The organism is Hymenobacter sp. J193, from assembly GCF_024700075.1.
GTDB lineage: Bacteria > Bacteroidota > Bacteroidia > Cytophagales > Hymenobacteraceae > Hymenobacter.
This window is the reverse complement of record NZ_JAJONE010000001.1, coordinates 2,441,097-2,460,187: the sequence shown is the minus strand read 5'-3', so window position 1 is coordinate 2,460,187 and position 19,091 is coordinate 2,441,097. Positions and strand designations below refer to the sequence as shown.

Annotated in this window: 15 protein-coding genes; 6 read left to right on the top strand and 9 right to left on the bottom strand. The window is 60.5% G+C overall.

The genetic code is table 11. The features are described from left to right. Window positions 1–84 precede the first annotated feature (84 nt). The 3 genes from pgmB to LRS06_RS10640 all read right to left on the bottom strand — a co-directional run bounded on the left by pgmB (window position 85) and on the right by LRS06_RS10640 (window position 4,429). Entirely contained in the window at window positions 85–750 is a 666-nt protein-coding gene (gene pgmB, locus LRS06_RS10650; RefSeq protein WP_257871467.1) for a beta-phosphoglucomutase, read from the bottom strand. Between the two features lie 83 nt (window positions 751–833). Continuing rightward, window positions 834–2,738, bottom strand: a complete 1,905-nt coding sequence (locus LRS06_RS10645) for a glycoside hydrolase family 13 protein (protein WP_257871466.1) — start codon at window positions 2,736–2,738, stop codon at window positions 834–836. 263 nt (window positions 2,739–3,001) lie between these two features. Continuing rightward, window positions 3,002–4,429, bottom strand: a complete 1,428-nt coding sequence (locus LRS06_RS10640) for a hydrolase (RefSeq protein WP_257871465.1) — start codon at window positions 4,427–4,429, stop codon at window positions 3,002–3,004. 265 nt (window positions 4,430–4,694) lie between these two features. On the opposite strand from LRS06_RS10640, the gene glgP reads away from it, so the two are divergent. Beyond that, window positions 4,695–6,344 (top strand): alpha-glucan family phosphorylase, encoded by a 1,650-nt coding sequence (gene glgP, locus LRS06_RS10635; protein ID WP_257871464.1) that lies wholly within the window; start codon window positions 4,695–4,697, stop codon window positions 6,342–6,344. Between the two features lie 215 nt (window positions 6,345–6,559). Here glgP and LRS06_RS10630 read toward each other — a convergent pair whose 3' ends face one another. From LRS06_RS10630 to LRS06_RS10620, 3 genes are all read right to left on the bottom strand, one after another. Next, window positions 6,560–7,699, bottom strand: a complete 1,140-nt coding sequence (locus LRS06_RS10630) for a PepSY domain-containing protein (RefSeq protein ID WP_257871463.1) — start codon at window positions 7,697–7,699, stop codon at window positions 6,560–6,562. 104 nt (window positions 7,700–7,803) lie between these two features. After that, window positions 7,804–10,251: a TonB-dependent receptor gene (locus tag LRS06_RS10625; protein WP_257871462.1), complete on the bottom strand. Its 2,448-nt coding sequence runs from the start codon at window positions 10,249–10,251 to the stop codon at window positions 7,804–7,806. 188 nt (window positions 10,252–10,439) lie between these two features. Further along, window positions 10,440–11,018 carry an arylesterase gene (locus tag LRS06_RS10620; RefSeq protein ID WP_257871461.1) on the bottom strand — a complete coding sequence of 193 codons (579 nt, stop codon included), beginning with the start codon at window positions 11,016–11,018 and terminating at the stop codon, window positions 10,440–10,442. Between the two features lie 188 nt (window positions 11,019–11,206). Here LRS06_RS10620 and LRS06_RS10615 point away from each other — a divergent pair, with 188 nt between their 5' ends. Together LRS06_RS10615 and LRS06_RS10610 are read left to right on the top strand one after the other, a co-directional pair. Next, a complete protein-coding gene (locus LRS06_RS10615) occupies window positions 11,207–11,524 on the top strand; it encodes a thioredoxin family protein (RefSeq protein WP_257871460.1) in 318 nt (105 codons plus the stop codon). A gap of 7 nt (window positions 11,525–11,531) precedes the next feature. Beyond that, window positions 11,532–11,774, top strand: a complete 243-nt coding sequence (locus LRS06_RS10610) for a hypothetical protein (RefSeq protein ID WP_196957394.1) — start codon at window positions 11,532–11,534, stop codon at window positions 11,772–11,774. Window positions 11,775–11,870: 96 nt separating this feature from the next. Here the strand turns inward: LRS06_RS10610 and LRS06_RS10605 are convergent, their stop codons facing one another. The 3 genes from LRS06_RS10605 to crtD form a co-directional block, all read right to left on the bottom strand. Continuing rightward, complete coding sequence (locus tag LRS06_RS10605) at window positions 11,871–12,485, bottom strand: TetR/AcrR family transcriptional regulator (RefSeq protein ID WP_257871459.1); 615 nt, start codon at window positions 12,483–12,485, stop codon at window positions 11,871–11,873. A gap of 80 nt (window positions 12,486–12,565) precedes the next feature. Beyond that, on the bottom strand, window positions 12,566–13,255 hold the full coding sequence (locus tag LRS06_RS10600) for a carotenoid biosynthesis protein (protein WP_257871458.1): 690 nt from the start codon (window positions 13,253–13,255) through the stop codon (window positions 12,566–12,568). A gap of 6 nt (window positions 13,256–13,261) precedes the next feature. Next, complete coding sequence (gene crtD, locus LRS06_RS10595) at window positions 13,262–14,764, bottom strand: 1-hydroxycarotenoid 3,4-desaturase CrtD (protein WP_257871457.1); 1,503 nt, start codon at window positions 14,762–14,764, stop codon at window positions 13,262–13,264. A gap of 181 nt (window positions 14,765–14,945) precedes the next feature. Between crtD and LRS06_RS10590 the strand changes: the two genes are divergently transcribed. The 3 genes from LRS06_RS10590 to LRS06_RS10580 all read left to right on the top strand — a co-directional run bounded on the left by LRS06_RS10590 (window position 14,946) and on the right by LRS06_RS10580 (window position 18,917). After that, window positions 14,946–15,200: a hypothetical protein gene (locus LRS06_RS10590; protein WP_257871456.1), complete on the top strand. Its 255-nt coding sequence runs from the start codon at window positions 14,946–14,948 to the stop codon at window positions 15,198–15,200. Beyond that, window positions 15,187–16,074: a prohibitin family protein gene (locus LRS06_RS10585; RefSeq protein WP_257871455.1), complete on the top strand. Its 888-nt coding sequence runs from the start codon at window positions 15,187–15,189 to the stop codon at window positions 16,072–16,074. Before LRS06_RS10590 ends, LRS06_RS10585 begins: the two co-directional genes overlap by 14 nt. 470 nt (window positions 16,075–16,544) lie before the next feature. Continuing rightward, entirely contained in the window at window positions 16,545–18,917 is a 2,373-nt protein-coding gene (locus LRS06_RS10580) for a ribonucleoside-diphosphate reductase subunit alpha (protein ID WP_257871454.1), read from the top strand. Window positions 18,918–19,091 lie beyond the last annotated feature (174 nt).

Sequence of the window (19,091 nt, the reverse complement as noted above, 5' to 3'; positions counted from 1 at the left end):
TAACTAGATCTAACTTTTTAGCTCTAGCAAAACCACCCCGGCCTCCGGCCACCCCTCCTTGAAAATAAGGAGGGGAACTAACACTTAGCTCCCAGCTACGAATTCCTGCAGGCGGGCAACGGTCATATCGGCAAAGCCGGGAATCACGAAATCGGCTTCGGCTAAGATAGTTACATCCCCGACACCAATACAGCGCATGCCTCCATTGCGGGCGGCCTCAAGGCCGGCTACGGCATCCTCGAACACCACGCAGTCGGCGGGCGCTACGCCCAGGGCTTCGGCGCCTTTCAGGAACACTTCGGGGTCGGGCTTGGCGTTGGCCACGTCGGTACCGTCGATGATGGCATCGAAGAGCGGTAGCAGGTTTACCCGGTCGAGGATGAGGCGGGCATTCTTGGAGGCCGAGCCGAGGGCAGTTTTCAGGCCGGCGGCGCGGCACTCTTCCAGAAAGCGACGCACGCCCGGCAGCACGTCGGCCTCGGTCATGCGGTGCACGTCTTCCAGGTACGCTTCGTTTTTGCGCGTAGCCAGGGTCAGCTTCTCGTCTTCCGGCAACGTTTGCTGGCCGATTTCGAGAATAATTTCCAAGGACCGCATGCGGCTCACGCCCTTCAGCCGCTCGTTGTCGTGCTCCGTGAAATCGAAGCCGAGGCCGTGGGCCAGGGTTTTCCAGGCCTGGTAATGGAACTTGGCCGTATCCACAATCACCCCGTCGAGGTCGAAGATACAGGCGTGTATGGGCTGGTGCATTCGTTGTCGGTTGTTTGTTGTTCGTTGCTCATTGTCAGTGGGTTCGTTTCGAGCACTGACAACGAGCAACGAACAACTGATAACTACTTTTTCAGTTCTACCACCCAAGCGGTGCGGGCGGGGATTTTGAAGCTGCTGAGGCTGGAAAGGGTGGCGCCGGTGGTGATTTCGAGGCCCGAGCTAAAGCCGCCGGTACGCTCGGCGAAGCGGGTGCCATCCACAGTTTTCTCATCCTTGCTGCCGTTGAGCAGGATCATCACGGCCTCGCCCTGGTCGTTGTAGCGAAAGTAGGTGTACACGCCATCCTGGGGAATGAACTGCATGAGCTTGCCGGTAGCCAGCACCAAGTGGGTTTTGCGGTACTGGGCCAGCTTGCTCACGTAGTTGAAGGCCTCGCCGGCCTGGCCGGTGCGGCCGGCGGCCGTGAAGTAGCTTTGCTTGTCGGCGGGCCAGCCACCGGGAAAGTCTTCGCGCACTTTGCCGTCGGGGTTGGAGAAGTTCTTCATCAGCACCTCGGTACCATAGTAGAGCTGCGGAATGCCGCGGGAAGTGAGCAGCCAGGCAATGCCCATTTTGTAGCGGGCAAAGTCCTCCCCTATCACGGAGTAGAAGCGGCTCATGTCGTGGTTATCGAGGAAGGTCACGTTGCGGGTGGCATCCTCGTACATCCAGTCGCCCTGCAGGGCTTCGTAAAGCCGGTTCATGTTGCCATTGTCACCCCGCAGGGCGTCGTGAATGGCCCCCTGCGACTGGAAGTCAAACACCGATTCCAGGTTCGACTTAAATCCATCGACCGGCTGAAATACGTTGCGGGCAAAGAAGGCCTGCTGGGCCGTGCTGCCCACCCAGGCTTCGCCAAACTTGAACAGTTGGGGGAATTCCTCGTTGAGGGCCTGCCCCCACTGCATCAGGAATTTGGGGTCGGAGTACGGGTAGGTGTCGATGCGGTAGGCATCGAGTCCGGTGTACTCTACCCACCACAGGAAGTTCTGAATCAGGTACGTGGCCACCAGCGGGTTGCTCTGGTTCACGTCGGGCATGGTGGTATCAAACCAGCCTTTGTTGTACAGGTCCCGGTCGCGCTGGGAGCCGTAGGGGTCGTTGAGGGCCGAGGAATTGTAGTTGCTGCGCGTGAAGCCGGGCCACTGGTTAAACCAGTCCCGGGCGGGCTGGTCGAGGAACAGATAGTTCTTGGAACCCATGTGGTTGAGCACCACGTCGTGCACCACTTTCAGGCCGTTGCGGTGGGCATTGTCCACAAACTCCTTGTACTGTTCGGTGGTGCCGTAGCGGCGGTCCACGTTGTAGTAGTCGGTGAGGGCGTAGCCGTGGTAGCTGGCCTTGGGCATGTCGTTTTCCGTCACGGGCGTCATCCACACGGCAGTTGCACCCAGTTCTTTAAGGTAGTCGAAGTGGTTTTCGATGCCTTTCAGGTCGCCGCCGTGGCGGGCGTACATTGAGTCGCGGGCCACCTTGGGGGCACGCATGCCGGGGATGAAGTCGTTTTTCGGGTCGCCATTGGAGAAGCGGTCCGGCATCAGGAAGTAAATGAAATCCTGCTGCGTGAGGCCCTGCACTTTCTGCTTGTCGCCGGGCGTGGTACGGGCCCGCAACTCGTAGGCGTAGGTGGTTTTCTTCGCGCCCTTGAACTCCAGCTTGAGCTTGCCGGGCTTGGCCGTGGGGCTGATGGTGAGGTTGACGACCAGGTAGTTGGCGCTTTCCAGCTTCTGGAAGCCGTCGAGAGTCACGCCTTCATAGCTGGCCAGCTCCACCTGGCTGGCTGCAATGCCGGGACCGTGTACCAGCAGCTGCAGCTTAGGGTTCTTCATACCCACCCACCAGAACGTGGGGTCGATGCGGGTGATGGGAGCTACTTTGGCCGCCGGGGCTGCCTGCGGGGCCGGAGCCGGGCCGGGAGCTGCCGCCAGGGGTGCGGCGGCCAGCAAACCCAGGCACAAAGCCAGGGAAGTGAATCGAAAACGCGTCATGTAAGGGGAGTAGGTACGTGGGTGGTGCAGCAAGTTACCCGCTCCGCCGCCAGTATCCAAAATCCGCCGGGCATTTCCCAGAACCGCAAAAACGGCGAAATTTCGCTTCAAAGGGCTAAAACGGTCAAAATAAAACGCCCGCGCCACTTCTGAGGCGCGGGCGTTAGCCGGGGTTAAATCCTATTCGCTAAGAACTGCTCTTTCGCTGCGAAAGTGAGGGGTTACTTTCAGCGCCGCAGCGAATAGCTGGGTTCCAGACGCTCCTACATCTTAGCCAGCCACAAGGAGGCATTCAGGTGCAGGCGGGCGTGGCTTACGTTTTCGTTCCAGCCATCGTACACCGTGTTGCCGGGCGAGCCGGTGCCGTCGTCGGCCGGGGAAGAGTCGCCGATGATGACTACGCGGCCGGTACCGAAGGTACTGGAAGCGGCCATTACGCTGCTGTTGCCCTTGGCCACGCCCACGCGCCAGATCAGGCCCTGCACGGTGGAGTTGGCGGTCGGGTTCAGCGTCATGGTAGCACCGTTGTGAAAGGAAAGTTGCGACACGGTGCCCAGAGCGCCGTTCATAATGGGGTTGGTGCTGCTCACCAGGGCGTTGGAACTGTTTTCCACGATGTTATCGGAGTTTACCGCGAAGCCAAAAGGGTTGGCCTGCACCGAGTTGTTCTGCATCAGGTCGTTCCAGATTTCGGGGGAGTCCCAGCCGTCGTTGTTGCGGTCGGAGATGATGTGGTCGGAAATCATGAACAGGCCGCCCCCGTTCTGCACGTAGCGCAGGATGGCCGTTTTCTCAGCGGCGGTGAAGACCACGTTCGGCTCATCCACCACAAACACGTTGTACCTGCTCAAATCCTGGCTGTTGCTGGCGTCGCCGTAGGTGATGCGGCCCCCGGCGGGCAGCTGCTCCACCGTATGGCCGCGCTTTACCAGGGCCACGCCCCAGGCCGAAATAGCGCCCGTCCAGTAAGTTTCGGGGGTGGTGCTGGTAATGCCGCTCTGGGCCGGCGTAGGCAGGGCCGACGCCACCCCGCTGTTCACGTCCAGCACCCAGTCGGCATTGCCGGCCAGCTCCCCGTGCGAACCATCGAACAGAAACTTCTTGGCCGTGCCGGTGGGCGGCGTGGTACCCCCGCCGTATTGCTCAATAGTCACGTTATCAATATTGATGCGGTTGGTTCCGCCCGAGATTTTGCGAATCTGCAGGCGTACGGCGCCGCTCAGGTTCACCGTGAAGGAAGCCGTACTCAGGCTGGTGCTGCTGCTGGTGATAGTGCTGCCCACTTTGGCGTAGGAGGAGCTGCTGTTGCTGGAGGCCCACAGCTCCCAGGCAGAGCTGCCGTCGGTACCGTACACGGCGTGCTGCACCGTTACTACGCCCGCGCCGGACGGAGTGTTGAAGTTCATGCTCAGGGAGCCCACATTGCGCACCCGCACCGACTGCGTGCCCGTTTTATGGTCGGCGGTGGTGTTGCCGAGCAGGGCGTCGTTCAGCGTCCAGGAGCCCGAGCCGAGCGTAACGGAGCCGGTGGTGTAGGCGGTTTTGGTGCCGCTGTCGAAGGTTTCGGGGGAAGCCGGCGGCGCTGACGTTCTGCGAAGTGGCGGCCGCTGCCGGGGCCTGGGGCGCGGGGTCCTGAATGGACGTGCAGGCGAAGGCCACGCCGAGCAGGCTGGCCGTGAGCAAACGGGCAATGTGCATGAGAGAGAGGATTGGGGTGATGGAAGGAAGAGAGCAGGCAGAGCCGGTGGGGCGGAACCAGCTGATGCCATATGGCAATAGTATGGTATTGTTATAAAAAACCAAGGAAGCCACTGCAGCGTAGGCCTTTCCAGCGTACAGAAACGCCGCGTATCCCATCGAAATGCCGCTCACGATATAGCTTGTCCCCGGAATTTTGCACCTTCCCGGCTGCTTCGAGCTTTACGCTTTTCCTGCTTTTTTCCTTCTAACACTCTAATGGCTTTCACTTTCTCCTTCTACCAGCCTGCGGCCGAATACAGCACCGCCGCGGCTTACTTTTCCATGGAATTCGCGCTTGATCAGGCGCTGAAAACTTATTCAGGCGGCCTGGGCTTCTTGGCGGGCTCCCACATGCGCTCGGCCTACGAGCTGCGCCAGAATCTGGTGGGCATTGCCATTCTGTGGTCGGATGGCTACTACGACCAGACGCGCAACGAAGACCAGACCATGCGCGTGGACTACCGCCACAAGTCCTACTCCTTTCTGCAGGATACCGGGCTGGTGTTTCCCATCACCATTCACGGGGCGCAGGTGCACGTGAAAGCTATGTACCTGGCACCGGAGGTGTTTGGCACGGCGCCCATGTTCTTTCTTACCACTGATATTCCCGAAAACGACTACATCTCCCGCACCATCACCCACCACCTCTACGACCCCGATACGGCCGCCCGCGTGGCGCAGAGCATGGTACTGGGCATCGGGGGCGGCAAGCTGCTCGATTTGCTGAACCACCCGGTAGATGTGTACCACCTCAACGAGGGCCACGGTTTGCCCCTGGCGTTCTACCTCTACGAAAAGCACGGCCGCCAGCTGGCCGAGGTGCAGAAGCGGCTGGTGTTCACCACCCACACCCCCGAGCTGGCCGGCAACGAGGAACACCCCATGAAGCTGCTCGAGGAAATGACATTCTTCGGAGGTATTGCGGCCGATGAGGTGCGCCAGCTGGTGGGCGTGGAAAACGACCAGCTGAACTACACGCTGGCGGCCCTGCGCATGGCGCGCATTGCCAACGGCGTATCGAAGGTGCACGGCGTGGTAGCCAACCAGATGTGGGGCACCAACCCCGGCATCTGCCCCATCATCCACATCACCAACTCCCAGAACGGCACGTACTGGCGCGACGCCCAGCTGCACCAGGCCCTGGAAAGCAACGACGATGCGGCCCTGCGCCGGCGCAAGCTGGAGCTGAAAAAGCAGCTGTTCGACATCGTGGCCGACCAGACCGGCAACATCTTCGACCCCAATGTGCTGACTATCGTGTGGGCCCGGCGCTTTGCCGGCTACAAGCGCGCCGACCTTATTCTGCGTCACTTCCAGCGGTTTGTAAAGCTGGTGATGAATACCGAGCGGCCCGTGCAGATTATCTGGGCCGGCAAGCCTTACCCCAAAGACTACAGCGCCATTGGCACCTTCAATGACATCATTCAGAAAACCAAGCCGTTCAGGAACTGCGCCGTCCTCACGGGCTACGAGCTGGGCTTGTCGGCGGCCCTGAAAAAGGGCTCCGACATCTGGCTGAACACGCCCCGCTTCCCACGCGAAGCCTCCGGCACCAGCGGCATGACAGCGGCCATGAACGGCTGCATAAGCCTGAGCATTGCCGATGGCTGGATTCCGGAGTTTGTGCGCGAGGGCGAAAACGGCTTCCTGATTCCGCTGGCCAACATCCACGAGCCCGAGCCCGTGAAGGACGACTTGGAAGCCACCGGCATCCTGGACGTGCTGGAGCAGGAAATTCTGCCGCTGTACTACAACCAGCCCGACCGTTTCCTGGAAATTCAAAAAACCGCCATGCGCGAAGTAGAGCCCGAGTTTGAGTCGGGCCGCATGGCGCGGGAGTACTACGAGAAGATGTACAACGCGTAGCGTACTGCCTTCTAAACGGATGCGGCCCCAACCAGTCTGCTGGTTGGGGCCGCTTGTGTTTTAGTGCGTGTTTAGATTTCGTAGACTCCTTCTTTAGAACGTCATGCTGAGCTTGTCGAAGCATCTCTACTGCTTCGCCTGCATCATTCAACGAAGCGGTAGAGATGTTTCGACAAGCTCAGCATGACCCCAGAGCAAAATCCCAAACATGTGTTTTAAGCTGATACGAGCTTCCGGCTTTTCTTTTTCGTCTTGCTGCGGCGCCCCCACCACACAATGGTGCCCGTTACGGGCAGGCTGGCCGAAATGAGGCTGGCCAGGAATGCCACAATCTTGCCGCCTACGCCCAGCAACTGCCCGGTGTGCAGGTCGTAGTTCATGTCAGAGAACTTGGTGCCGGCGCTTTTGGCAGCGTGAAAACGCGTCTCCAGCAATTGGCCCGACACAGGGTGGAAGGCATATTCGTCGCGATGGTAATAGTGCAGGGCTTTCTGGTAGGTCCAGCAGTACGCGGACGTCTTGCCCGTGCCGGTGGGCCCAATAAGGACCATTTCGTTGGCGGGCGAAAGGCGGCGCACGTTGCGGTACACGATGTCGGAAAGGGGCTGAGTAGCAGCTGTTACGGTTTTCAAGGTATCAAGCTTGGTTTCCATCAGCTCCTGAGGAGCCGGCTTGCCCCCATCCACCACAAATACAATCGACTTGAGCATCCAAGGGAAGATCATGAACAAGCCGGACAAAGCCAGCACCAGCGCAATGCTGGCTACGTAGAAGCCCAACACGTTGTGCAGGTCGTAGTTGATACGCCGCCACCGGGCGCCCCACTTGATGGCAAAGCGCTGCTTGCGCTCCTGCTTGCGCTTGGGCCACCACAGCACCAGGCCCGACAGCAGCATCACCACAAAAATGGAAATGGAGCCGCCCACCACCCACTTGGCTACCGCCTCAGGCAGCAGCAGGTGCATGTGGATTTCCTGAATGATGGTAAAAAAGTGCGTGCGCAGGTCCATCCCGTGCAGCACCTGCCCGGTGTAGGGGTTCAGGTACACGAGCATTGGCGCCCCGGCTTTGTCGGTGAAGAACACCGTGGCCGAGCGGTCGGGCCCGAAGTACGTGGTCCAGCAGTCCTTGGCCGCCACGCCGGGGTGGCCGGCCAGCGCCGCGGCCTGCAGGCGCGAGGGCAGCACCGGCGCCGTCGCCTGCACGTCCACCTTACGCCAGGGCTCGGTCAGGTCCCGGATGTCGTCCTGAAACGTGAAGATGGCCCCGGTAATGCTCACGATAAATACCACCAGCCCGGACGCCAGCCCGAGCCAGAGGTGCAGCTTGCCAACGGCTTTCTTGAATGGGGTCATGGCTAGAGACAGGAAAAAGCTGTCATTCCAAGCAAAGCGAGGAATCTGGGGTTCCGGTTGACCAGTACGATTCCCCGCTTTGTTCGGAATGACAGTTTATAGCATTAAAACTTGTAGGCAATGCTGCCCACCACGCTGCGCAGCTTTTGCGCGTTCATGGTAGTGTAGCCCGTCCAGTATTGCTGGTCGGTAAGGTTGTCTACCTTGGCCGACAGGCGGTACTTGGGCTGGTCGTAGAAGATGCTGGCGTTGAGCAACGTGTAGCTCGGCAAGGTAAACACGTTGGTGCTCGTATTCAGCACGCGGTTTTCGCTGACGTAGTTTCCCCCGAAGCCCGCGCCCAGGCCGCGCAGCGCACCCTCGGGCTGACGGTAGCTTACCCACGCATTCGCCAGGTAGGGCGAAGAGGCTGTGTTGGGGCGGCGGCCGTTCACGTCTTCCGGCGAGTTCTCAAATTTCGAGTCGTTGTAGGAGAAGCCGCCGACTATGTTCAGACCGCTCACCGGATTGGCAATAACGCTGACTTCTACGCCCTTGCTGCGCTGGGTGGCATCCTGGGCATTGATGGCTTCAAACGTAGTAGGCGCGTAGCCCAGCAGCCGCAGCTGGTCCTGCACCCGAATGTTGTAGTAGCTCACCGTGGCGCTAAGGCGGCCGGCGGCGGCATCCAGCTTCACTCCACCCTCCCACTGGTTGGCGCGCTCCGGCCGGGCCAGCGGGCGGCTGCCGTCTTCGGCCAGGTAAATGCCCAGGTTGTTGAAGCTGTTCTGGTAGTTGGCAAATACGCTTACCCGGTCCTTCACCGGCTGATACACCACCCCGAATTTGGGCGACCAGGTGGTTTGCGTGTAGGCCGCCACGGGTGAGTAGTACAATCCGCCTTTGTTGTTGACGTGGTCTACGCGCAGGGCGGCCAGCACGCTCAGCTGCTCGGTCAGGTTCAGCACGTCCGACACGAAGGCGCTGTAGGTGTTGGACTTGGTGGTAACCAGGTAGCGGCCACCACCGCCGCGGGCGTACACGGCGTTCATGTTGGTTCCGTTGAACTGGTCCAGCACGGGCCGGGGCGAGGACAAGGCCACCGTATCGGCGTTGCCGCCTATGAAATTAATATCTGAGTCGATGCGCAGGAAATCCAGGCCCAGCACTACGCGGTTGCGCAGGCTGCCCACCTGAAAGTCGCCGTTGAACAGCTGCTGCGCTTCCCATAGCTGCCGCTGGCTGTTGTCCGTCGATTGGTCGGCCCGCACCAGGTAGTTGGCCGCTTCGGGCAGCTCGGGGTGGCGGAGGCGGAAGCCTGGGGTAGACGGCGTCAGGTAGAAGTACGCCGAGTTGCCATCCGAGTAGCTGTTGCTGCTGGTCAGGTAGGTGGTAGCCGTGAAGCTGGGCGAAATCTTGTAGCGTACCTGCCCAAACAGGTTGGTACTGCGCGAATTCTGAATCAGGCCCGGCCCCTGGTACGACTGGTGGTAATCAAACGGCGACTGGTCAGCCCGGTCGAAGCCCAGCGTAGCCGACGGGAAGTAGAAGAAGATAAACTGGTTGCCCGTGCCCCGGCCCTTGTAGATTTCCGCGTCGAGGTTGACGGTCAGCCGGTCCGAGGGGCGCCACTGCAGGCTGGGTGCCACGGCCAGATTCTTGTTGAAGCCCGTGTAGCCTTTATTCTGAAAGTTGTCTTCGTACGTGTACGCCGTGTTCAGGCGGAAGCCCAGCGTTTTGGGCTGATCGGCAGGGGTGTTTGGGTCCACCAGGTTCACGTCGGCACTCACGCGGTGGAAGCCGTAGGAACCGGCCGCTACGTTGATTTCGCCGCCGAAGGTTTCGGTAGGCTTTTTGGTGACGCGGTTCAGCAGGCCACCGTACGAGGTCAGTGCCGAGCCAAACAGCGTGGCCGACGGGCCTTTGATAACTTCCAGCTTTTCCAGGTTTACCGCGTCAATGTTGCCGGTCACGTTGCCGGCCACGCCGTTGCGCAGCTGGCTTTGCGTCACGAAGCCCCGCGCGGCGTAGAAGGCGCCGCCGTCGCCGCCGCGGCCGGTAGCGTCCCACATTTTCTGCAGGCCTGGGGCGTTGCGGGTGGCATCATCCACCGAAAACACCAGCTGCTCCGTCAGCAGCTCCTTGCCCACGGTGGCGTACACCTGCGGATTTTCCAGGTTATCGAGCGGCATCTTGTTCACGTCCACCGACTGCTTGCGGGTAAACTTGTTGGTGCGGTTGCCGCTCACTACTACTTCGCGCAGCTGCTGAGCACTCTCGGCCAGTACCACTTCGGGTACCCGGGTAGTTTCGCCGGCCCGTACTTCTACCGGCAGCCGCTTGGGCTCGTAGCCTACCAACGAAATCACCAACGTATAGCTGCCCGGCACCACGCTCCGCAGTACGTAAGCACCCTGGGCGTCGGTGGCGGTGCCGCGGGTGGTGCCTTCCAGTGCCACGTTTATTTGTTCGGCGGGCTGGGCATCGGCCGTGCGCACCGTACCCCGCAGGATGCCGTTGGTTTGAGCCAGCAGGGTGCCAGGCAGCAGCGCCGCCAGCAACAGGAGAAACAAAAGAGGAAGCTCCCGCTGGAGCGACGAAGGTTGACAGTGAAGGTGTGGTTCATGCTGATTGGCGCAAATTCCGGCCGGACAACTACCCGGCGTTTGTTTAGAAATAATCTAAACTGCGCCAAAAGTACTAGTCGAAACTACACGACACAACCTTATTTAGAAATTATCTTAATAAATAAAGAGGCTATCTAGTTGTTTAGCACACCCTCCAACACCGCCCACATATTGTCGGCCAGCAGCTTATGGCCAGCAGCGTTGGGGTGCACACCGTCGGGCAGGTTGAGGTGACGCTGACCCAGCACGCCCTGTAGCAGGAACGGCACGAACGGCAGGCTATTCTTCTCGGCCAGCGCCCGGAACAGTGCTTTAAACTCGGTGGCATATTGCCCGAACCGATGCCCGCCCAGCGGGCCCAGATCAAATGGAAACTCCAGGCCCACCAGCACGATGCGCGCCTGCGGGAATTTCTGCCGCACCTGGTTGATGATATCCTGCAGGTTCTGAACGGTTTCGCGTATGGGAATGCCGCGCAGGCCGTCGTTGGCGCCCAGAGCCAGCACAAACACCTCTACCTGGTGCCGGGCCAGCACGCTGGCTACGCGCTGGCGGCCGCCGGCGCTGGTTTCGCCGCTCACGCCGTAGTTGTAGGCTTTGTAGGGCAGGCCCAGGGCATCAATCCGGGTTTGGAGCAGGGCCGGGAAGGCCTCGGCGGCCCGCAGCTGATAGCCGGCTGTGAGCGAGTCGCCAAAGAAAATAAGGTCAGCCATAAGCGAAGTGCCCGGGGTTGACGGGCGTTTGGCAGCAAACGGCCAGCGGCGGGCGCAGGTTAGCAGCCGGGTGGTTTTCCGGGCAAGCGGCAACCATTTTGGCAAATACCGGGTTAAAGCGCGGCAGCCAGGTAAGAATCATTCTTCGCTGGCTGTATCTTTGCCCGCTCAACCTTCAGCTATTACCCATGCCCGTTACCAAAGCAACCGACGCGGATTTCCGCCAGCTGCTCGATTCGAACAAGAAAGTAGTAGTGAAATACTACGCCGACTGGTGCGGCAACTGCCGCCTGTTCTCGCCCAAATACAAACGCCTTTCGGACGCCGAGCAGAACCAGAGCATTGCCTTTCTGGACGTGAATGCCGAAACCAGCCCCGAGGCCCGCAAGCTGGCCGGTGTAAGCACGCTGCCCTTCTTCGCCATTTTCAAGGACGGAGAGCTGCTCGATACCGTATCGGCCAGCAAGGAAGAGGCCGTAGCCGACCTCATCAACCGCCTCAACTAAGTCGTCGATGAAGATTCCTGCCATCAAACACCTCGTGGAAACCCAGCCGCTGCAGGCGCTGGTAGCCGCCGAAGAAGCCATTCTGGAAGAGCAGACGCTCCCGTTTGCCGTGCCCGGCGAAGACGAAGGCGAGCAGCTCACGCACGTGCTGGCGGCCATTTTTATTCTGAACCACATGCAGGACCACCAGCTGGAGTTCAAGGAAGCCCTGCGCGAGTACACCAAGAAAGTACGCGTTTCCATCAGCTAACCCGCTGAGTAGGCTCCCTTACCGCACAACGCCCCGAACGCCGCTACTGGCAGTCGGGGCGTTGTGTTTTTAATAGGTCGGCTGAAAACGCGGGGTTTACAGCCGGGAAAAGTGCGCGGCAGCGGCCCGGATGCCTTCTTCCGTGCACAGGCCGCGCACGTAGTAGAGGTACACGCTGCGAAAAACCTCGGACAGGTTGTAGCGGCTTGGCGGAAACACCACGGGGTTGAGAATCAGGTTCAGCTGCTCCAGAATGATTTTGGTGACCAGCTCAATGTTGATGTCGCCCCGGAGCTCCTTTTGCAGAATTCCCTCGTTCAGCAGGCCATGAATCTGGGGGTAGGAATACGTGGTGAGATGGTCCATCAGCACCTCCCAGGTGGTCGGATGCTGCTCCTGAACCTCCACGTAATACGTGCCGGGTACCTTCTGCATCTCCCCGATACCATGCTGCAGGAGCATGAGAATGCGCTCCACCGGGCTGCTGGTTTGGGCAAACAAGGCGGCGTGTTCCTTTTTCTGGCGCTCCAGGTCGTAGCGGGCCACTTGCAGCACCAGGTCGTCCTTGTCGGCAAACATGCCCCGAAACGTGGCCGGGGAAATTTTCAGGTGCTGAATCAGGGCGTCCAGCGGCAGACCGCTGATGCCGTGCTGCAGAAACAGCTGCTGCGTTTCTTCCAGAATAGTTTGCTGCAGGGTAGAGGCAGGCATACGATACGACCTAAGAATGCAAATACAACCCGGCGCTAACCTTGCCGGGCCTGCAAGCTAGGCAATAGCCGCCCCGCAGGCTAGCTCAACAGGCCCAGTCCGAAAAAGAAAAGCAGCTGCACCAAGTACACAAACGGCACCAGCTCATTGCGTTTCAGAAACTGGCTGCGGATGAAGAATATCTGCAGGATAAAGGACACCGCCAGCCAGGCCTTGAAGTTCTGCAGGGGAATGACGTTGCCCATCCAGCTCCAGAAATCAAACTGCACGGCTACGGGCTCGATGCACACATCCATGCCCACCATCAGCACCGCGGCCACCACGGCCCGCAGGATATCGGGCAGGGGCAGGTAGCGGGCCAGCACTCCGGCCATGTACGTTAGCATCAGCCAGTTGAGCCCGATAACCAGCGGCACACCCAGCACCCCGAAGCCCAGCACGGGGCCATACACGTAGTTGCCGAAGATGATTTTATTCTGCACGCCCAGCACTTCCACCCCGAAGCCTACCAGCATCGTCATAAAGCAGAAAACGTAGAAGCTGACGGAGCGCTCCGCCTGAAACGCCAGAAGCAGCGCCGCCGTGAGCAGCAGGTTCAGGGGCACGAAGCGCAGGTAGAAGTCGGGGTCCTGCGAAAAGCCCAGCCCGATAAAGCCCGTGACGTGAAACAGCAGAATGATGCCCTGCGCTACGCGCAGGCGCTGGCGGCTGCCGGGCTGCGTGGTCGGGGGCGCCGCCGGGGGTTGGAGCGTAGAGTCGGTCGTAGGCATGCGGAATCAGGCAGATATAAGGTCGGCGACGATGGCGGCCGACAACAGGCACAACGGAATACCGCCGCCCGGATGGACGCTGCCTCCACAAAAGTACAAGCCAGGGAGTTTACGCGAAAAATTTGGATGCCGCAGAAAGGCCGCCAGCATATTATTGCTGGAGCTGCCGTACAGCGCCCCACCCACCGACGAGGTACGCCGGGCAATGCCCGGCGGGTCCCATACCTGCTCGGCCCGGATGTACGGGGCCATATCTACGCCCAACGCCCGGTGCAGGCGCTGCAGTACGGCGCGGCGCGTGTGCTCCACCAACGCCGGCCAGTCCTGGCCCTGGTCGTGGGGCACATTCACCATCACAAACCAGTTTTCGTGGCCGGTGGGAGCATCCGCAGTAGTTTTTTTGCTGGTGATGTTCACGTACACCGTCACGTCGTCGGCCACGGTTTTTTCCCGGAAGATGGCCTCGAACTCGCGGCGGTAGTCCTGGGAAAAGAAGATGTTGTGCACGCCCAGCTCGGCAAACTCCCGCCCAATGCCCCAGTAGAAAATCAGGGCGGAGGACGAGCGGGGCTGCTGCAAGGTTTTTTCGGGTGCGGGCTGTTGGGGCAGCAGGCGGCGGTAGGTGGGCACCACATCCATATTGCTTACCACCAATGGGAAATCGTACACGCCCCGCGAAGTGCGCACCCCCGAGACACGCCCGCCGGCCGTGAGGATTTCCTGCACCGGTTCCTGGTAGCGAAACTGCACGCCCAGCTCTTCAGCCAGCTTCACCAGACTGGCGGCAATGGCGTAGATGCCGCCCTCGGGATAATAGGCGCCCAGGCCGTGCTCCAGGTGCGGAATCAGGGAAAGCGTGGCGGGCGCCTGGTAGGGGTCCGAGCCGTTGTAGGTGGCAAACCGGTCGAAGAGCTGCACCAGGCGCGCGTCCTGCGGGAAAGCGGCGGAGTGGCGCTGGTGCATGGTACTGAGCAGACCCAGCTGGGGCAGCACGGCCATGGCCTTCAGCACCTCGGGGCGCAGGTACGTGCCGGCTTTGTGCAGGGAGTGGCGCAGAAACGTATCGGCGGTGCCCTCGTAGGCGCGGCCGCTTTGCCGGAGGAAGCTCAGTACGTCGGCGGCGGGCACACCCAGCTTCTGCTCGACTTCCTGCGCGAAGCGGGGCTCCTCGGCCCAGGCGGTGAGGCGGGTGCCATCGGCGAAGAAGTACTGCGTGATGGGGTCGAGCCGCTCGTAGCGAAAGTAGTCAGTGGGGGTGCGGCCGGCCAGCCGGAACAGCTCATCTACCAGCTGCGGCAGCGTGAACAGGGACGGCCCGCCGTCGAAGCGGTAGCCGCCGGGCAGCTCCAGCTGATGCATCTTCCCCCCAAACGACGCCTCGGCCTCAAACACCGTAACCGCATGCCCCTGGCAGGCCAGCCGCACAGCCGTGGCAATGCCGCCAATGCCGGCCCCGATAATGGCGGCGGGCGTTTTGACGGGGGCTGGGTGTGGCGAAGAGGGCGTCAAGAGAAAGGTAGAAAGAGCCTGAGGCGGCAGGCAGAAACCGGCCGCTGGTCAAAAGTACAACGCCCGGGCCGGCCATTTTCCTGTCGGCCCGGGTGGTCGGCGTTTTTGCCTTTCAGAAAACTGCCGGTGTGCGGTATAGTTCAGATATTGGGGCCGGCATCTGCTTTTTTGCTTCGTCTTCATGCCTGCGACACGTGTTTCCTACCGTTGGGCCTTGGGCTGGGTGCTGTTCTACGGCGGCCTGCTGCCCTACGCCCTGCCCCGCTGCCTCGACTGGATGAGCCGCCCCTCCAACTGGTGGCTGGGCTGCGGCGCGGCGGGCCTGCTGGTGCTACTGGGCGGTGTGGCCCTCTCGCTCTACCAGGCCGGGCACCGGCTTCTTCGCTCCGTTTCATCTTCCTCCTCTTTTTTCCCTCCTTCCGATGACACCACTTGACTCCCTGGCCAACCGCTCCTGGCGGAAGCCCCTTATTTTCCTGGGCTTGCTGCTCCTGGTCATCGTCGGTGGGTGCAGCCTTATCAAGGTAGAGCGCATTGATGCCGGCAACGTGGGCATCAAGGTGAACCTGGCCGGCACGGCGCGGGGCGTGGACGATATTACCTACGCCACGGGCTGGGTGTTCTACTCGCCCCTGAGCACGGCCGTGTACGAGTTTCCGGTGTACACCCAGCACAAGGAGTACGAAGAGTTTGAGGTCCAGAGCAAGGACGGCTCGGGCTTCGGGGTGGCACCCAGCCTCAACTACTTTGTGCAGTCCGACAAGGTTGACGACATCTTCCGCCAGTACCGCCGCCCGCTTACCGACATCGAAAACGGCTTTCTGAAAACGGCCGTGTACGAAGCCTACCGGGTGGCTACCAACCGCTACACCGCCGATTCGCTCATCAGCAACCGGGGCTCCTACGAGGCCCAGGTGAAGGCCAACCTCGTGCGCCAGCTCCAGGCCATGGGCTTCACGGTGCAGCAGATTACCACCAAGCTGGAGCCACCCGTCAGCCTCAAAGCCGCCATCGACGCTAAGAACACGGCCGTGCAGACCGGCCTGCAAACCGAAAACCGCATCCGTCAGGCTGAGGCGCAGGCCCGCATCAACATTGCCGAAGCCGAGGGCCGGGCCAAAGCCATCCGCATTGCCGCCGACGCCCAGGCCTACGCCAACCAGAAGCAGCAACAGTCGCTCACGCCGCTGCTGGTGCAGATGCGCTGGATTGAAGCCTGGGAAAAAGGCGGCAGCAGTGTACCCACCTACACCGGCGGCAGCGGCGGGCAGTTTCTGATGCAGATGCCCGCCCCGGGCGCGGCTAAGTAAGGTAGCGCAGCCCCGGCAGCACATCTAGGCTGTGTGGATAGTAAACGCGCAAGCGCTTAAGAACTATCTGAAACGTCATGCTGAGCGGAGCCGAAGCATCTCTACCGCTTCGTTGTAATGCCAAATAATTAGCCAGAGGTAGAGATGCTTCGGCTCCGCTCAGCATGACGTCATTTTTGCTTACTGCCTCTCACCTAGCCTACCAAATTCCCGGCACAACCACAACCCGATTTTGCCCCGGCGACGAACCTTTTTTACGCCATTTCGTCGCGGGCAAAATCGGCGAATTTGGGGCCACCAGGGCCATGTGGAAAACTTTCTGTTGGACTATAGCTTGAGGCATCTAACAAGGCTGGCTATATTCCGGTCAACATCGGCGCGGGCCCGGAACCCCGAGCGGGCTTGCTAGCCTGCTTAGCTGCCTCCGGGCCCGCGCCGCCGTATCCTTCACAACCTCACACACTTCGCCCATGCTGGTAATTAAGCGCGACGGTCGGCGCGAATCCGTCAAGTTCGATAAAGTCACGGCCCGCATCGAAAAGCTCTGTTACGGGCTCAACATGCTGTTCGTCTCCCCCATTGAAGTGGCCAAGAAGGTCATTGATGGCATTTACGACGGCGTGACGACCGTGGAGCTTGACAACCTGGCCGCCGAAACCGCCGCCTCGCTCACCACGCGTCACCCCGACTACGCTATCCTGGCCGCTCGCATTGCCGTGAGCAACCTGCACAAGGTGACCTCGAAGTCGTTTTCGAGCACCATGAAGCGCCTCTACACCTACGAGGACCCCAAGACCGGCGAAAACGCCTCCCTTATTGCCAAGGACGTGTGGGAAGTGGTGCATAAGCACGCCGCCCAGCTCGACTCGGCCATCATCTACGACCGGGACTACTCGTACGACTACTTCGGCTTCAAGACCCTGGAGCGGAGCTACCTGCTGCGCCTCGATGGCAAAGTGGTGGAGCGGCCCCAGCACATGCTCATGCGCGTGGCCATCGGCATTCACCGCGAAGACATCGATTCGGCCATCGAAACCTACGAGCTGATGTCGGAGCGGTGGTTTACGCACGCTACGCCTACCCTCTTCAACGCCGGCACGCCCAAGCCCCAGCTTTCCTCCTGCTTCCTGCTCACGATGAAGGACGACTCCATCGAGGGCATCTACGACACGCTCAAGAACTGCGCGCTGATTTCGCAGAGCGCCGGCGGCATCGGGCTGGCCGTGCACAATGTGCGCGCCACGGGCTCCTACATCAAGGGCACCAACGGCACCAGCAACGGCCTCACGCCCATGCTCAAGGTGTTCAACGACACGGCCCGCTACGTGGACCAGGGCGGCGGGAAGCGCAAAGGCGCCTTCGCCATTTACCTGGAGCCCTGGCACGCCGATATCTTCGACTTCCTGGACCTCAAGAAAAACCACGGCAAGGAGGAGATGCGCGCCCGCGACCTGTTCTACGCCCTCTGGACGCCCGACCTGTTTATGAAGCGCGTGGAAGCCAACGGCGACTGGACGCTGATGTGCCCCCACGAGTGCCCCGGCCTCGACACCACCTTCGGGGCGGAGTTCGAGAAGCTCTACCAGAAGTACGAGAAGGAAGGCCGTGGCCGCAAAACCATTAAGGCGCAGGAGCTGTGGTTTGCCATCCTGGAAAGCCAGACCGAGACCGGCACGCCCTACATGCTGTTCAAGGACGCCGCCAACAGCAAGAGCAACCAGCAGAACCTGGGCACCATCAAAAGCTCCAACCTCTGCACCGAGATTATGGAGTACACCGACGAGAACGAAATTGCCGTGTGCAACCTCGCCTCGCTGGCTTTGCCCCGCTTTGTGAAGGAAGAAAACGGCTCCCTGGTATTCGACCACCAGAAGCTGTACGACGTGACTTACCACGCCACGAAGAACCTGAACAAGGTAATCGACATCAACTACTACCCCGTGCCGGAGGCTGAGCGCAGCAACCGCCGCCACCGCCCCATCGGGCTGGGCGTGCAGGGCTTGGCCGATACCTTTATTGCCCTGCGCATGCCCTTCGAGAGCGACGAGGCAGCAGGCCTGAACAAGGACGTATTTGAAACCATCTACTTCGCGGCCATGACGGCCTCCAAGGATTTGGCCATCAAAGACGGGCACTACGAAACCTTCCCTGGCTCGCCCCTGAGCAAGGGCCAGTTCCAGTTCGACCTCTGGGGCGTGACGCCCAACTCGGGCCGCTGGGATTGGGAAAGCCTGCGCGCCGAGGTTATCAAGCATGGGGCCCGCAACTCCCTGTTGGTAGCGCCCATGCCTACGGCTTCCACGGCTCAGATTCTGGGCAACAACGAGTCGTTTGAGCCTTACACCTCCAACATCTACGTGCGGCGCGTGCTGAGCGGGGAGTTCATGGTGGTGAACAAGCACCTGCTGAAGGACCTGGTGAAGCTGGGCATCTGGAACGACCAGATGAAGCAGGCCATTATTGCCGCCAACGGCTCGGTGCAGGATATTCCCAGCATCCCGCAGCACATCAAAGACCTGTACAAGACGGTGTGGGAGATTTCGCAGCGCCGCATCATCGACATGTCGGCCGACCGCGGGGCGTTTATCTGCCAGAGCCAGAGCCTGAACCTGCACGTGCAGAACGTGAACTTCGGCAAGCTCACCAGCATGCACTTCCACTCCTGGAAGAAGGGCCTGAAAACCGGCATGTACTACCTGCGCACCAAAGCCGCCGCCGACGCCATCAAGTTCACGGTGCAGAAGCAAGCCGCCGAAACCCTGGAGCCCGTCTACACCGACCAGGCCGCCGCTATGGCCTGCTCCCTGGATAACCCGGATGCTTGCGAGGCCTGCGGGTCGTAATTGAAAGGGGATGACAAACGAAAGTTACCCGTCTGCTTATGAAAGCGGGCGGGTAACAATACAGGCCTTCTAGACACAAAATACCATTGCCTATGTAGAACTCTGGACCTTAGAATGTATTCGTCAACCGGATGGTTGGAGGCTACAGCCCATACTAAGGCCTTAAACGCAAAA

Coding starts and splice junctions, on each gene's coding strand:
- pgmB (WP_257871467.1), bottom strand. CDS start 750: ATGCACCAGCCCATACACGCCTGTATCTTCGACCTCGACGGGGTGATT.
- LRS06_RS10645 (WP_257871466.1), bottom strand. CDS start 2,738: ATGACGCGTTTTCGATTCACTTCCCTGGCTTTGTGCCTGGGTTTGCTG.
- glgP (WP_257871464.1), top strand. CDS start 4,695: ATGGCTTTCACTTTCTCCTTCTACCAGCCTGCGGCCGAATACAGCACC.
- LRS06_RS10630 (WP_257871463.1), bottom strand. CDS start 7,699: ATGACCCCATTCAAGAAAGCCGTTGGCAAGCTGCACCTCTGGCTCGGG.
- LRS06_RS10620 (WP_257871461.1), bottom strand. CDS start 11,018: ATGGCTGACCTTATTTTCTTTGGCGACTCGCTCACAGCCGGCTATCAG.
- LRS06_RS10615 (WP_257871460.1), top strand. CDS start 11,207: ATGCCCGTTACCAAAGCAACCGACGCGGATTTCCGCCAGCTGCTCGAT.
- LRS06_RS10610 (WP_196957394.1), top strand. CDS start 11,532: ATGAAGATTCCTGCCATCAAACACCTCGTGGAAACCCAGCCGCTGCAG.
- LRS06_RS10605 (WP_257871459.1), bottom strand. CDS start 12,485: ATGCCTGCCTCTACCCTGCAGCAAACTATTCTGGAAGAAACGCAGCAG.
- LRS06_RS10600 (WP_257871458.1), bottom strand. CDS start 13,255: ATGCCTACGACCGACTCTACGCTCCAACCCCCGGCGGCGCCCCCGACC.
- LRS06_RS10590 (WP_257871456.1), top strand. CDS start 14,946: ATGCCTGCGACACGTGTTTCCTACCGTTGGGCCTTGGGCTGGGTGCTG.
- LRS06_RS10585 (WP_257871455.1), top strand. CDS start 15,187: ATGACACCACTTGACTCCCTGGCCAACCGCTCCTGGCGGAAGCCCCTT.
- LRS06_RS10580 (WP_257871454.1), top strand. CDS start 16,545: ATGCTGGTAATTAAGCGCGACGGTCGGCGCGAATCCGTCAAGTTCGAT.